Consider the following 14,238-nt stretch of genomic DNA (forward strand, 5'->3'; position numbering starts at 1 on the left):
AAACTGTACCGGCATCATCGCGGAACGCACTCATGCCCCTGATCGACATCCTGCTCGCCCTGCTCATTGTCCTGCTCATCATCCTGCTGATCCTGCAGGTATTCACGCTGTCGCGGGGCCGCGGCGATGCCGGCCTGCACGCACGGCTGGATGCCCTCAAGGACGATAACCGCCACCTGCGCGAAGCACTGGCGCAGGAACAGCGCGCCGGACGCAGCGAACTGGCCCAGGCGCTGGTGCAGTTTCGCGGGCTGGTCCAGGAGCAACTCGACCTCACGGCCACACAGCAGCAGGAACGCCTGGGCCAGTTCGGCCAACGCCTGGAACTGCTCACCGAGCGCACCGACAACGGCATGCAGGCGCTGGCGCAGCGCCTTGCCGAAGACGCCCGCCGCGGCCGCGAGGAACTGGCCACCAGCCTCACCCGCCTGGGCGAGCAACAGCAGCAACGATTGACGGAACTCACCGCCAGCAACGAAAAACGCCTGGGCGAAGTACGCGCCACCCTGGAAAGCAAACTCGGCGCGATCCAGCAGGACAACGCCACCAAGCTGGAGCAGATGCGCGCCACGGTCGACGAGAAACTGCAATCCACGCTGGAAACCCGCCTGGGCCAATCGTTCAAGCTCGTCTCCGAACGCCTCGAAGCGGTACAGCGCGGCCTGGGCGAAATGCAATCACTGGCCAGCGGGGTCGGCGACCTCAAGCGTGTGCTGAGCAACGTCAAGACGCGCGGCATCCTCGGCGAAATGCAACTGGCCGCGCTGCTCGACCAGATGCTCACGCCCGAACAATACGCCGCCAACATCGCTACCGTGCCGGGCTCCGACGAGCGCGTGGAATTCGCCATCCGGCTTCCCGGCGGCGATCGCGACAGCCAGGTATGGCTGCCGGTAGACGCCAAATTCCCGCGCGAGGATTACGAACGCCTGCTCGATGCCCAGCAACAGGCGGACGCCGATGCGGTCGAACGCGCTGCCACCGCGCTGGAGCGACGCATCCGCGAGGAAGCCAAGACCATTCGCGCCAAATACATCTCGCCGCCGGCCACCACCGATTTCGCCATCCTGTTCCTGCCCACCGAAGGCTTGTACGCCGAAATCATCCGGCGCCCCGGCCTGTTCGAAAGCCTGCAGCGCGAACAGCGCGTCACCGTAGCCGGGCCTACCACGCTTTCGGCCCTGCTCAACAGCCTGCAAATGGGTTTCCGCACCCTGGCGATCCAGCAGCGCAGCAGCGAAGTATGGCAACTGTTGGGGGCAGTAAAGAACGAGTTCGGCAAGTTCGGCGACGTGATGAAAATGGTGCGCAAGAAGCTGGACGAGGCCGGCAAGCATATCGACGCGACCACGGTGCGCACGCGCGCCATCGAACGAAGGCTGCGCGATGTGGAATCGCTGCCCGGCGAACAGACGCAGGCGTTACTGGGGGATGCGCTCGCCGCGGATGACGAGGCGGGTGAAGCCTGATCCGGACGCCCTATCGACATAGGCGGGCCTCAAACCTGCCGTCGGATCAGCGCCATGCGCGGGGCGAAACGCGCGCGCGATAGCCAGGCAATAGACGAAGGCGCGCACACCGAGCAGGCCCGAACACGTCATGCGTTCGGGCCTGGCACGCGATGCGTCATGAAGCGATCCGCAGCCTTAGCGCCCGAATGCGTGCGCGGCCGCGCGTGCGATCAGACCGTCGTCTGGACGCACGCCGGTATACAGCACGAACTGCTCCACGGCCTGCAGCACGATCACTTCCGCGCCCGTGATCACGGGCTTGGCCAAGGTGCGCGCCAATTGGATCAAAGGCGTCTCGGGCGGCAGCGCCACCACGTCGAACACGACCTCGGCGCGCTGCACCTCGGCGCGGTCGAAAGCCAGCCGTTCCGCCTCGGCGCCTTCCATGCCCAGCGGCGTCACGTTGACCAACAGCTGGGCCTGCAAGCCGGACATGTCGGCTTGCCAGGAAAACCCACACGCCGCGGCAAGTCCACGACCCGCCGTTTCGTTACGCGCCACGATATGTCCGTGCCCGAAACCCGCATCGCGGAACGCACACGCCACCGCCTTGGCCATGCCGCCGCTGCCTCGCAACGCGACACGCATCTGCGGCGATAGCCGATGCTGCTCGATCAACGTGCGGACCGCGATGTAATCGGTGTTGTATGCATGCAAACGGCCGCCGTCATTGACGATGGTATTGACCGATGCGATTGCCTGCGCCGACGCATCGATCACGTCGACCAGCGGCAGGCAGGCTTCCTTGAACGGCATCGAGACAGCGCAACCACGGATGCCCAACGCGCGGATGCCGCCGATCGCCGCCGGCAGATCTTGGGTGGTAAAGGCCTTGTAGACATAATCGAGGTCCAGCGCTTCGTAAAGAAAATTCTGGAAGCGCGTGCCGAAGTTGCCCGGACGGCCGGACAGGGACATGCACAACTGGGTATCGCGGTTGATGGCTCGGGACATAGGCGTGGCTCGCGGCGCTGACGAAAGGCCGGCGTTGGCGCCAGCCCAGGCCCGCGACCCTACCATCTTGACGCGGGCGCTACACTTGCAAGACTTGCAAGCCTTAAGTCAGCACCAAGGAAGCCGCATGAGCGAACAGCACCAGCCCACCGACGTTACCAGCGAGCAAGCCGAAGAGGCGGTGCGTACCCTGCTGCGCTGGGCCGGCGAAGACCCGCGGCGCGAAGGGTTGCTCGATACCCCCAGGCGCGTGGTCAAGGCCTACCGCGACTGGTTCAGCGGCTACCAGATCGATCCGGGTGAATACTTGCGCCGCACCTTCGAGGAAGTGGCCGGCTACGACGAAATGGTCGTGCTGCGCGATATCGAATTCGAAAGCCATTGCGAACACCACATGGCGCCGATCATCGGCCGCGCCCACGTGGGTTACCTGCCGACCAGCCGCGTGGTCGGCATCAGCAAGCTGGCCCGCGTGGTGGATGCCTACGCGCGCCGCTTCCAGGTACAGGAAAAAATGACCGCGGAAATCGCCCGCTGCATCCAGGAAAACCTCCACCCTGCCGGCGTGGCAGTGGTGGTAGACGCCAGCCATGAATGCATGACCACCCGCGGCGTGCACAAGCGGGGCGTATCCATGATCACCAGCCAGATGCTCGGCGCTTTCCGCGACGACGCGCGGACCCGCGCCGAGTTCCTGGACTTCATCGGCATCCACGGCGGCCGCCGCTGATGCGCCTGCCCACGGTCGCGCTGCTGCTTTCGCTGCCCGGTGCCGCGCTTGCGCAAACCTCGACCACGGGCCTGTTCCAGAACATGGACCGCAACGGCGACGGCCGCATCAGCGAAGCCGAATACGTGGCCTACATGAGCCAGGGGTTCTATCGCCTGGACCGCAACCATGACGGCACGCTGGAAACGGACGAACTACCCGGCGGACGCGGCAGGCCGATAACCCTGCAAACCTGGCAGGACAATCTGCGCCGCGAGTTCCATAAGCTCGACCGCAACCACGATGGCTACCTCAGCCCCCAGGAATTGATGCAGCCACCGCGCTGATGCCGGCCGTCGCCTGCGCGGCACTGCGCGTGAGCTTGGCCGCCCCTGACTGGGACTTCTTCTCTGCGGAGAGAGAGAGTTGGGCGAAAGGCAAGCTCGCGACAGATCCACATCGCAAACCTGCTTCGATGCAAGCTCATCGCAAGACCGCCCCCTCACCTCGATCCTCTCCCCGCAGGGGAGAGGAAGAAATGCGCATCGCTCACCACCTAGCCGAACTTAGCCCTCTTCCCTCCGGGGAGAGGGTTGGGTGAGGGGCCAACCTCGCGACAGACCCACGTCGCAGACCCGCTTCGATGCAAGCTCATCGCAAGACCACCCTCACCTCGATCCTCTCCCCGTAGAGGAAAAGAAGGAATGCGCAGCGTTCATGACTTGCCCCGCCTCGATCCAGACTGGAAAAGTAGTTGCCCCGCGACGTTATGCTCATGCCAACCCGGGCGGCATCCGCTATCGTTGACACTTTGGTCCCAGCCGCCATCTAGCCGCGCCTTCAGCATGGATTCCGCCCAGCCCACCAAGCCCCGCAGCACGGCCGCATTTGCCTTCATCTTCGTCACGGTGATGCTGGACATGCTGGCCTTCGGCATCATCATTCCCGTGTTGCCGCACCTGATCGTGAGCCTGATCGGCGGCAGCATTGCGCGGGCCGCGGTATGGTCGAGCGCGTTCGGCACGGTCTACATGCTGATGCAGTTCGTGTTCTCGCCGGTGCAGGGCACGCTGTCGGACCGCTTCGGCCGGCGCACGGTAATCCTGATTTCGAGTTTCGGCCTGGGCATCGATTTCATCGTGATGGCGATGACCCCGGCGCTGTGGCTGCTATTCGCAGGCCGCATCGTATCGGGCATTTGCGCGGCCAGCTTCTCCACCGCCAACGCTTACATCGCCGACATCGTGCCCAAGGAAAAGCGCGCCGCGGCCTTCGGCATGATGGGCGCCGCGTTCGCCATCGGCTTTATCGTGGGTCCGGCGCTGGGGGGCTTCCTGGGCCATCTCAGCATCCGCCTGCCGTTCTGGGTCGCGGCGGTGCTTTCGCTGCTGAATTTCTGCTACGGCTTCTTTGTATTGCCCGAATCGCTGCCGCCGGAGCGCCGTACCCAGCGTTTCGACTGGCGCCATGCCAATCCGTTCGGCGCGCTGGTGCTGCTGCGCCGCTATCCGCAGGTATTCGCGCTGGCCGCCGTGTTCTTCCTGATCAACCTGGCGCAGTTCTCGCTGAACTCCACCTACGTCCTTTACACCGATTATCGCTTCGGCTGGGGCCCGCAGATCGTGGGCTACACGCTGGGCCTGGTTGGCCTTTGCAGCGGACTGGTGCAGGCCGTGCTGGTTCGCAGGCTGATGCCGAAGCTGGGCGAACGCAAGCTCATCATGATCGGCCTGCCGATCTGCGTGGTCGGCTATCTGTTCTTCGGCCTGTCATCGGCAGGCTGGCTGTTCCTGCTGGGCATTCCGTTCCTCTGCCTCGGTGGCCTGGCCGGACCGCCCGCGCAGGCCCTGATGACGCAACAGGTTGATCCACACGAGCAAGGCCGCCTGCAGGGCGCGCTCACCAGCCTGGCCAGCCTGGCCGGCATCTTTGGGCCGGCGCTGTTCGCCAATCTGTTCGCGCTTTTCATCAGCGATCACGCCCCGGCACACCTGCCCGGCATCGCCTTTGTATTGGCCGCACTGCTGCTGGCCGCCGCCACGGTGCTTGCCGGCTATGCCATCCGCCACGTGCGCGCGGCGCGCCCTGCGAAAAATCCAGCGCCCTCGCAACCCGGCGAGTTTTCGCCGATGGCCGATCTCGTTGACCACCAATCTCACCCCACCGATCAACCGGAGTCATCCCCATGAGCCTCTCGATGTACCACGCCTCCGTACCCGTCTTCGTCCGCGCGCTGAGCAACCTGCAACACGTGCTGAAACTCGGCGAAAAGCATGCCAGCGAAAAGAGCGTTGAAGCGTCCGTGATGCTGCAGACGCGCTTGATCCCGGACATGCTGCCGCTGGTCAAGCAAGTGCAGATCGCCACCGACATGGCCAAGAACGGGACCGCCCGCCTGGCCGGCGTGGAACCTTTGAAGTTCGAGGACAATGAAACCTCGTTCGAGGAACTGCACGCCCGCCTCGACCGCGCCATCGACTACATCAAGAGCTTCAAGGCCGAGCAGCTCGACGGCAGCGAGACGCGCGCGATCGAACTGAAAACGCGCAACGGCGACCTGCATTTCGAAGGTCAGGCTTACCTGTTGCACTTTGTCATCCCGAACCTGTTCTTCCACTGCGCCACGGCCTACAACATCCTGCGGGTGGCTGGCGCGAACATCGGCAAGTCGGATTTTATCGGTAAGCCCTGAGCATATCCCTCGCGATGTGAGCGAAAGGCGCGGCGCAGTCCGCGCCTTTTTTTTGCCCAAGCACGCATCCGAAGTGTTCCGTGCGCGCCCCTGGCGTTCCGCCCCAATCCCCCCGAAAGACTTTAAGGCCAATCTGATTGCCTTACTCGCTTTACAGGTATTAATTGTGAGCCTCACGGTTGCTCACGCTTTATTTCGGAAGCTCTAGCGGGATCACCTTTCATTGCACTACGAGTTGCCCAAAAGCAGCTCGACGGATTCGTATTGCCCGATTTTGGCGATACCCCCAAGACACTCACGACACCAGGGAGATACTTCATGAAGACAGGGAAGCACGGGCACCAGGGATACAGGGTGCTGGCGCTGGCATGCGCGGCGGCGTTGGGATGCACGAGTGCGTTTGCGCAGGACAACCCAACGAAAGAAGAGACAGGGCCGACAAAAAAACTCGCAACGGTAACGGTCACCGGCTCGCTCATCCCGCAAGCGCAGATTGAAACGGCAACACCAACTACCACGATCACCGCTGCACAAATGAAAGCCAATGGGTTTTCCACGGTTGCTGACGCACTTCAACAATCCTCGTTCGCCAGCGGCAGTACCCAGGGACCACAAGACACCAATAGTTTTACGCCTGGCGCCCAGACGCTAAGCATGTTCGGCTTGCCAGTCGGTTATGTGAAGTACCTGATCGACGGCCGTCCAATGGGTAGTTTTCCGAGCCTTTACAACGGCAGCGAGACATTCAACAACTTAAGCAGCATTCCAACGGAGATGGTCGATCATATCGACATCCTCCCGGGCGGCCAGTCCTCGCTTTACGGCTCTGACGCCATTGCCGGCGTCGTCAATATAATTTTGAAGAAAAAACTCGATGCTCCAGTAATCGACGCACGCTATGGCTGGACCACTGGTGGTGGCGGCGTGGATAAGCGCCTTAGCTTCGCCGATAGCCTCCAGACCGGAAGCCTCAACATCATCGCTGGATTGCAATTGGAAAGCACCAAGCCAATCTGGGCTTATGATCGCCCCCTGACCTCGACTGTGGTGCAACACGGCACCACGCCCCCCACGGCAAGCCGCGACTATTTGGTCTACAGCGCCACGGCTGAAAGTAACGGGTATTACATGCTGGATCCAAATCAATGCTCGCGCGTAGCTAGCCAATATGGCGGAACTGAAGGTTTGCGCCATCGGGTAAACAGCGGCGACTTCTGCGGTTCGTTCTATTCCCCCGGCTACAGCACTCTGGCAAACGACACCAGGACTGCCCAGGGTTACACGCACGCCACATATGACGTCAATGAAAACATGCAACTCTATGGGGACTTTCTCTATAGCTACCAGCAAGAAAAATTCACGGCTGGTCCGGCCACGAATTGGTGGGGAACATCGCCCAGCTATGGCGCCTTCTACGATCCGAACCTGGATGATTTCGTCAACACGCAAAGAGCATTTGCTCCGGAGGAAGTTGGCGGCTACAACTCAATCATGAGCAAGACGATCGAAAACACCTACATGCTCACCTTGGGCGCCAAAGGTGGCATCGGTTCGTCAAACTGGGACTATGACGCCAGCCTTACCCATTCGGATGACAAGCTTATCGAGCGGTCGTTTGCACGCTTCAAAGACCCTATGGAAGCTTATTTCGCCGAACACGTGCTCGGACCCAACCTGGGCCAGGATCCTTACGGCAATGGTTATGACACTTACGCCCCTAATTACGAAACTTTCTACACGCCGATATCGAATACCGACTTCCGTAGTTTTACCGGCTATACGGATACACGCAGCAAGAGCTGGGACAACCTGCTTCGAGCAGTCGTCACTAATGCGTCACTTACGCAAATGCCCGGAGGCGATGCGGGCATTGCATTTTTGGTGGAGGCCGGCAACCAAGGCTGGGACTACTCACCCGACCCTCGCCTGTTGAATGGCGATATATGGGGGACATCTTCGGTCTCCGGCGCAGGCCATCGGTCACGGTATGCCGCAACGACCGAATTGCGACTTCCGTTACTTGAGCAGTTAACCATGGATGCCTCGGTTCGCTACGATGCTTATAACGTCGCGAATGCCACCGTCAGCAAACCCACTTACAACGTCGCCCTTGAGTACCGCCCTTTCGATACATTACTTTTACGCGCCAAATATGGCTCTGCGTTCAAAGCACCATCGCTGTCCGATGAGTTCCAGGGTGAAAGTAGTAGCTATAGTTTTGCGCCGGACTACTACAACTGCGCCAAACTTGGATTTAGCGCAAGCCAAGTAGGAAATTGTCCAACCAAATACAACAACGCTCAATTTATTACCACGCAGGCAGGCAATCCCCAGTTACAGCCCATCTCTGCCAAAGTATGGAGTTACGGCCTGGTTTGGTCGCCAGTTTCGCGCATGTCTGTGACCGCAGATATCTTGCACTGGAGCATCAAGAACGAAATCGAGCCGCAAGATCCAGTGAAACTTCTGCAGCAAGAGTCGTTATGCCGACTTGGTCAACTGGAAATTCAGTCTCCTACCTGCCTTGCCGCGCTGAACCAAATAAAGCGTGACGCACTTGGAAACATCACATCGATCTTTACCCCGAAGGTCAATGTCGCCAATGAACTCCTCGATGCTCTGGTGGTGGGATTCAACTACGGATTCAGTATAGGCGACGGCGGCAATGTCGCCCTCAGCGCCTCTTACAGCAATACCTTGAAGCACACTCTGCAACAATACGCTGGCGATCCAAGCATCGATTTGCTCCGGTCCCCGCTGTATAGCACCGATTTCAAAACAAAGGCGAACGCCTCCATTACATGGAACCTAAATCAATGGAGCGCCACGCTTTACGGCAGTCGGCTTGGAAGTACGCCAAATTATTTGTCTACGCTGACTAACAACTACGGCACTCCAGGCTCAGGCAAATTGGCTCCATGGATGCTTTACAACACAAGTGTGTCGTATAACCCGATAAGCAATCTTACGCTGTCGTTCCTGGTCAACAATTTATTCAACAAGATGCCACCTAGGGACGATAGCTATCCAGGCTATACGTCTGGCCCTTATAACTCCGGCAACTACAACGTTTACGGTCGCACGATGTACCTCGAGGCGACCTATAAATTTAAGAGATAGCCTTCCCTTCTGCATAGGGCCCCGCACCGATGCGGGGCCTTTTGTCCGTGTGCTTTGGATACTGAGCTTGATAGCCTGGAGAGGGCCCTCATGTTGTGCCTATTCGCGTGCTGAATGGTGTGCCAAGCGTATGACTCATCGCCTCAAAATCGACTTCGTCTCCGACGTCGTCTGTCCCTGGTGCGCCATCGGCCTCAAGTCACTGGAGCAGGCCCTGCGAAAGCTTCAAGGCGAGTTGACGGCCGAGCTGCATTTCCAGCCTTTCGAGCTGAATCCGCAGATGAATCCGCAGGGCGAAGACGTCGCCGAGCATCTGGCGCACAAGTACGGCAGTACGCCTGAGCAGATGGCAAAGAACCAGGACCATATCCGCCAACGCGGCTTGGAGGTCGGGTTTACCTTCAATATGGACAAGCGCAGCCGTATCTATAACACCTTCGATGCGCACCGCCTGTTGCATTGGGCCGAGCAGGAAGGGCGGCAGCACGCATTGAAGCTGGCGTTGCTGGAAGCCTATTTCACCAAAGGTGAGAACATCGCCTCGCACGCGGTGCTGGTGCGGGTTGCCGGCGAAGCTGGGCTCGATATTTCCCAGGCGCGGCAGGTACTGGAGAGCGGACGATATGCAGACGAAGTCCGCGCCCAGGAACGTTTTTACCAGGAACACGGCATTCGGGCGGTGCCTTCGGTGATTGTGAACGAACGCTACCTGATCCAGGGCGGACAGCCGCCGGAGGCGTTCGAGCAAACCTTGCGACAGATAGCGACCGAAGCCGGCAAGGGCCAATAAAGCCGGTCGACACGACTGACGGCCGCACCAGCGCCGGCTCCCGGACCGGTCGGCTGCAAAAGGGGAATGCCGGATGGCGACGTGAGACAATCCACCCTCCCGTAACGCTCCGCCCCGCATGCTGCGACTCACCGATATCAAGCTCCCGCTGGACCACGCCGAAGAGGCGCTGGCGGCGGCCATCCGCGCCCGGCTGAAGGTGGGCGCCGAGGCGATCCGTGGCTACAGCGTATTCCGGCGCGGCCATGATGCCCGCAAGCGCGGCGCGATCCAGCTCATCTATACCCTGGATGTGGACGTAGCGGACGAAACCCGGCTGCTGCAGCGCTTTGCGGACGACCCGCATGTACGGCCCACACCGGATACGAATTATCGTTTCGTCGCCAGGGCGCCCGCGCAGCTGCCACATCGGCCGGTGGTGGTCGGGCTTGGGCCGTGCGGCCTGTTCGCGGGGCTGATCCTGGCCCAGATGGGTTTTCGGCCGATCATCCTGGAGCGTGGCAAGGCGGTGCGCGAGCGCACCAGGGATACCTGGGACCTGTGGCGCAAGCGTAACCTGCATCCGGAGTCGAACGTGCAGTTCGGCGAGGGCGGCGCGGGTACGTTTTCGGATGGCAAGCTGTATAGCCAGATTTCCGATCCGCATCATTACGGCCGCAAGGTACTCGTCGAATTCGTGCAGGCGGGCGCGCCGGAAGAAATCATCTATGTGAGCAAGCCGCACATCGGCACCTTTCGCCTGGTGACGATGGTGGAGAACATGCGCCATACCATCGAATCGCTCGGTGGCGAAATCCGCTTCCAGCATCGCGTCGACGATATCGAGATCGAAACCGACGCGGACGGCGAGCGCCACGTGCGCGGCGTGGTGCTGGCGAACGGCGAACAGTTGCGCACCGATCACGTGGTGCTGGCGCTGGGCCACAGCGCCCGCGACACTTTCGACATGTTGCATCGGCGCGGCGTATATCTGGAAGCCAAGCCATTCTCGATCGGCTTTCGCGTGGAGCATCCGCAATCGATGATCGACCGTGCCCGATTCGGTCCGCAAGCGGGCCATCCGCTGCTCGGCGCGGCCGACTACAAGCTGGTGCACCATTGCCGCAATGGCCGCTCGGTCTACAGTTTCTGCATGTGTCCGGGCGGTACGGTGGTGGCCGCGACCAGCGAACCCGGGCGCGTGGTGACGAACGGCATGAGCCAATATTCGCGCAACGAGCGCAATGCGAACGCCGCTGTCGTGGTGGGTATCGATCCCAACGATTTCTTGCCGTATGACGGCAGCGGCAGTCCGCTCGCCGGCATCGCCTTGCAACGCCATTGGGAAAGCCGCGCGTTTGAACTGGGCGGCGGCAGTTACGAGGCGCCGGGACAACTGCTCGGCGATTTCCTGGCCGGCCGTGCATCGACCGCGTTCGGCGAGGTGCTGCCTTCCTACCAGCCTGGCGTGCGGCTCACCGACCTGGCCCAGGCGCTGCCTGGCTACGCCATCGAAGCGATCCGCGAGGCGATGCCGGCCTTTGATCGCAAGATCAAGGGTTACGCGCGACCCGATGCCATTTTCACTGCCGTGGAAACGCGCACCTCATCGCCGGTTCGCGTTCGTCGCAATGAAAGTGATTGCCAAAGCCTCAACACGCGCGGCCTGTTTCCGGCCGGAGAAGGCGCGGGCTACGCCGGCGGCATTCTTTCGGCCGGTGTCGACGGCATCCGCGTCGCCGAAGCCGTGGCCTTGAGCATCGTCGGCATTCCGCAAGCGATCGATGCTCACTGACGCCCTCAAGAACAGCATCCGCGATGCCTATGCGCGCGTGCGAGAAGGCCTGCCCGGCTTTCGCGCGCGGCCGGCGCAGTTGCGCATGATTGCCGAGGTCGCCAAGGCGCTGGCGCAACCGGGCGGCGCGGCGGTGATCGAAGCGCCTACCGGCACCGGCAAGTCGATGGCTTACTTGATCGCCGGCGCGGAAGTGGCGCGAGCGCAGAAGAAAAAACTGCTGATCGCCACCGCCACGGTGGCATTGCAGGAACAGCTGGTGGAACGCGATATTCCGCTTTACCTGAAACTCAACGGCGGCGAGGCAAAGGTGGCCCTGGCCAAGGGCCGTGGCCGTTACTTGTGCCCGCGCAACCTGCGCATGGCCAGCGGCAGTCTTGGCGAAGGCGGCCAGATGGGCCTTGGCTTCGATGCCGATCTCGCACTGTGGAGCAAACCGCCGGCGGAGCGCGACAAACTGGTTTTGCGCAAGCTCACGGAGGCTTTCGACCACCACGAATGGAACGGCGACATGGATGCCGCGCCGGAAACGCCCGGCGACATGCTGCGCATCATGATCACCACCAGCGCGGGCGGTTGCACCAGCCGGCGTTGTGCGTATTTCATGGCATGCCCGTTCTTCGCCGCACGTCGCGCCGTGGCCGATGCGGACATCATCGTCGCCAATCAGGACCTGGTGCTGTCCGACCTCACGCTTGCCAGCGGCGAGGACAGCTGGGGCGGCGTGTTCCTGCCCAAGCCCGAAGAAACCGTCTACGTATTCGACGAAGCGCATCACATGCCCGCCAAGACCATCGACCGCGGCGCCGCCGACGTGGCGCTGGGCATGGCGGTGCGGCAAATCAGCCGGCTTGGCCGGCAAGTGCATGCCGCCTATTCGCTGACCGACAAGGAAGTGATCGGCAAACTGACCCTCGACGTCGGTGACGAAAAACTGCAGGAACTGAGCGACGCGCTGGAAGGCCTGGAGAAGGAAATCCGCCAATCCTGGCTGCCCGATCCGGGCGAAACCGAACCGATGTATCGCGGTTCGATGGGGCAGTTGCCGGAAAACTGGGTGCACCACGCTACCTTGTTGCACGTCGCGACCACCGATATCCAGCGCTGGCTCACCGCGGTGCGCCGCACGGTTACCGAGATGAGCGAAGGCGGCCCGACGCAGGAAGCACTGTCGCGCGAACTGGGCATGGCATTGGAACGCATCGATCGCCAGGCCCGCACTTGGCGCGCATGGTCCAGCGACGATCCCGAGCATGCGCCGCCGCTTGCGCGATGGGTCACGCTGGCCAATGACCAGCAGCTGGTCTGCCATGCATCGGCGGTTTCGGCGGGCGCGTTGCTGCGCAATATCCTGTGGGACAACGCCAGCGCCGCAGTGATGACTTCCGCCACATTGAGCGCGGGCGGTAATTTTCGCGGCTTTGCCGACGCGGTGGGTCTGCCGGACGATGCGCTGACCGTGAGCCTGCCATCGCCTTTCGATCTCGGCACGCAGGCCCGGCTTGAAGTGCCGGCCTTGTCCGCGTTGCCGGACGCCCGCGAACAACATACCCAGGAGATTACTGATTGGCTCGCCACCCACCTCGATTGGGATGCGGGTAACCTGGTGCTATTTACCTCGCGCGCGAAACTCGAGCGCGTGCTGCAACGCCTGCCGATCGACAAGGTACGCAAGGTGCGCGCACAAGGTTCGCTCGGCAAAACGCAATTGATTGCCGAACACACGGCCGCCATCGAAGCCGGCAAGGGCAGCACGCTGTTCGGGCTCGCTTCGTTTGGCGAAGGACTGGATCTTCCCGGCAAGCTGTGCGAGACCGTGGTCATCACGCAACTGCCGTTCGCAGTGCCTACCGATCCGGTCGGCGCCACTTACGCCGAGTGGCTGGAATCGCGCGGGCGCAATCCGTTTCTGGAAGTCGCCGTGCCGGAGGCCACACGCCTGCTTACGCAGTACTGCGGACGACTGATCCGCAACGAGACGGATCGTGGCCGCATCGTATTGCTGGATCGCCGTGTCGTCACACGCCAATACGGCAGCCAGATGCTGAAAGCCCTGCCACCTTTCCAGCGCGTGATCGAGCGTACCGCATGAGCATCATCCACCTGCGTGATTGTCCGGCCCTGCCCTGGAAGAACGGTATGGGCCGCACCCGCGAGCTGGCCGTCCATCCGGCTGGCGCGGGCATCGACGATTTTCTATGGCGCGTCAGCGTGGCCGAGGTCGACAGCGCCGCGCCGTTCTCGCCGTTTCCCGGCATCGATCGCCATATCGCCCTGCTCGAAGGCGCGGGTTTCACCATGACGCTGGACGGCCAGCATGCGCACGCGCTGACCACGCCGTTCGCGCCATTCGCGTTTCCCGGCGAAGCCCGGGTAGCGGCGCACCTGCACGGCGGCCCGACCCGCGATTTCAACCTGATGCTTCGTCGAGGCACGGTCCGCGGCGAGCTGGTGACGTGGGAAGAACCGGGACGACAGGTGGTCGATGACGCCGTGGCACTGCTTTACTGCGCACGCGGACCTATCGATACCGCCGAAGGACGCCTGCACGCCGGGGATGCATGGCTCCCGGACCGGCTGACCGGTCGGGTCACCCTCGAGCCGGGCGCCCTGGCGCTCGTGGCGCGGGTCGAATCGGACGGGCGGCCGGGCCCTGCTTTTCCCTGACCGGAACACTCCGCTGCGCCG

The 14,238-nt window shown here is 61.9% G+C and carries 11 protein-coding genes; 10 read left to right on the plus strand and 1 reads right to left on the minus strand.

What is annotated here, in order from left to right; all coding sequences use genetic code 11:
- Positions 1–32: 32 nt before the first annotated feature.
- Complete coding sequence (gene rmuC / locus ISP15_RS06445; protein WP_404546263.1) at positions 33–1,469, plus strand: DNA recombination protein RmuC; 1,437 nt, start codon at positions 33–35, stop codon at positions 1,467–1,469.
- Positions 1,470–1,646: 177 nt separating this feature from the next.
- On the opposite strand, the gene ISP15_RS06450 is transcribed toward rmuC, so the two are convergent.
- A complete protein-coding gene (locus tag ISP15_RS06450; RefSeq protein WP_404546265.1) occupies positions 1,647–2,465 on the minus strand; it encodes a shikimate 5-dehydrogenase in 819 nt (272 codons plus the stop codon).
- Between the two features lie 127 nt (positions 2,466–2,592).
- Here ISP15_RS06450 and folE point away from each other — a divergent pair, with 127 nt between their 5' ends.
- The 9 genes from folE (at position 2,593) to ISP15_RS06495 (ending at position 14,217) form a co-directional block, all read left to right on the plus strand.
- Complete coding sequence (gene folE, locus ISP15_RS06455) at positions 2,593–3,195, plus strand: GTP cyclohydrolase I FolE (protein WP_404546267.1); 603 nt, start codon at positions 2,593–2,595, stop codon at positions 3,193–3,195.
- The gene (locus ISP15_RS06460; RefSeq protein ID WP_404546269.1) at positions 3,195–3,521 is read left to right on the plus strand and encodes an EF-hand domain-containing protein; all 327 of its coding nucleotides are present in this window, start codon (positions 3,195–3,197) and stop codon (positions 3,519–3,521) included. The genes folE and ISP15_RS06460 overlap by 1 nt, the downstream gene beginning before the upstream one ends.
- A 498-nt stretch (positions 3,522–4,019) precedes the next feature.
- Entirely contained in the window at positions 4,020–5,363 is a 1,344-nt protein-coding gene (locus ISP15_RS06465; RefSeq protein WP_404546271.1) for a TCR/Tet family MFS transporter, read from the plus strand.
- Positions 5,360–5,866: a DUF1993 domain-containing protein gene (locus ISP15_RS06470; protein ID WP_404546273.1), complete on the plus strand. Its 507-nt coding sequence runs from the start codon at positions 5,360–5,362 to the stop codon at positions 5,864–5,866. The genes ISP15_RS06465 and ISP15_RS06470 overlap by 4 nt, the downstream gene beginning before the upstream one ends.
- Positions 5,867–6,184: 318 nt before the next feature.
- The gene (locus tag ISP15_RS06475; RefSeq protein WP_404546275.1) at positions 6,185–8,986 is read left to right on the plus strand and encodes a TonB-dependent receptor domain-containing protein; all 2,802 of its coding nucleotides are present in this window, start codon (positions 6,185–6,187) and stop codon (positions 8,984–8,986) included.
- Between the two features lie 130 nt (positions 8,987–9,116).
- On the plus strand, positions 9,117–9,776 hold the full coding sequence (locus ISP15_RS06480; protein WP_404546277.1) for a DsbA family oxidoreductase: 660 nt from the start codon (positions 9,117–9,119) through the stop codon (positions 9,774–9,776).
- 118 nt (positions 9,777–9,894) lie between these two features.
- Positions 9,895–11,550 (plus strand): NAD(P)/FAD-dependent oxidoreductase, encoded by a 1,656-nt coding sequence (locus ISP15_RS06485; protein ID WP_404546279.1) that lies wholly within the window; start codon positions 9,895–9,897, stop codon positions 11,548–11,550.
- Positions 11,540–13,642 (plus strand): ATP-dependent DNA helicase DinG, encoded by a 2,103-nt coding sequence (dinG, locus tag ISP15_RS06490; protein WP_404546281.1) that lies wholly within the window; start codon positions 11,540–11,542, stop codon positions 13,640–13,642. Before ISP15_RS06485 ends, dinG begins: the two co-directional genes overlap by 11 nt.
- Positions 13,639–14,217 (plus strand): HutD/Ves family protein, encoded by a 579-nt coding sequence (locus ISP15_RS06495; RefSeq protein WP_404546283.1) that lies wholly within the window; start codon positions 13,639–13,641, stop codon positions 14,215–14,217. Before dinG ends, ISP15_RS06495 begins: the two co-directional genes overlap by 4 nt.
- The last annotated feature ends 21 nt before the right edge of the window (positions 14,218–14,238 follow it).

The sequence above is a fragment of the Dyella jejuensis genome, from assembly GCF_044904675.1.
Classification (GTDB): Bacteria; Pseudomonadota; Gammaproteobacteria; order Xanthomonadales; family Rhodanobacteraceae; genus Dyella_B; species Dyella_B jejuensis.

What these genes read in the sequence shown, in the direction of transcription:
- ISP15_RS06475 (WP_404546275.1), top strand. Translation starts at nt 6,185, where the DNA reads ATGAAGACAGGGAAGCACGGGCACCAGGGATACAGGGTGCTGGCGCTG.
- rmuC (WP_404546263.1), top strand. Translation starts at nt 33, where the DNA reads ATGCCCCTGATCGACATCCTGCTCGCCCTGCTCATTGTCCTGCTCATC.
- ISP15_RS06495 (WP_404546283.1), top strand. Translation starts at nt 13,639, where the DNA reads ATGAGCATCATCCACCTGCGTGATTGTCCGGCCCTGCCCTGGAAGAAC.
- ISP15_RS06450 (WP_404546265.1), bottom strand. Translation starts at nt 2,465, where the DNA reads ATGTCCCGAGCCATCAACCGCGATACCCAGTTGTGCATGTCCCTGTCC.
- ISP15_RS06485 (WP_404546279.1), top strand. Translation starts at nt 9,895, where the DNA reads ATGCTGCGACTCACCGATATCAAGCTCCCGCTGGACCACGCCGAAGAG.
- folE (WP_404546267.1), top strand. Translation starts at nt 2,593, where the DNA reads ATGAGCGAACAGCACCAGCCCACCGACGTTACCAGCGAGCAAGCCGAA.
- ISP15_RS06480 (WP_404546277.1), top strand. Translation starts at nt 9,117, where the DNA reads ATGACTCATCGCCTCAAAATCGACTTCGTCTCCGACGTCGTCTGTCCC.
- ISP15_RS06470 (WP_404546273.1), top strand. Translation starts at nt 5,360, where the DNA reads ATGAGCCTCTCGATGTACCACGCCTCCGTACCCGTCTTCGTCCGCGCG.
- ISP15_RS06465 (WP_404546271.1), top strand. Translation starts at nt 4,020, where the DNA reads ATGGATTCCGCCCAGCCCACCAAGCCCCGCAGCACGGCCGCATTTGCC.
- ISP15_RS06460 (WP_404546269.1), top strand. Translation starts at nt 3,195, where the DNA reads ATGCGCCTGCCCACGGTCGCGCTGCTGCTTTCGCTGCCCGGTGCCGCG.
- dinG (WP_404546281.1), top strand. Translation starts at nt 11,540, where the DNA reads ATGCTCACTGACGCCCTCAAGAACAGCATCCGCGATGCCTATGCGCGC.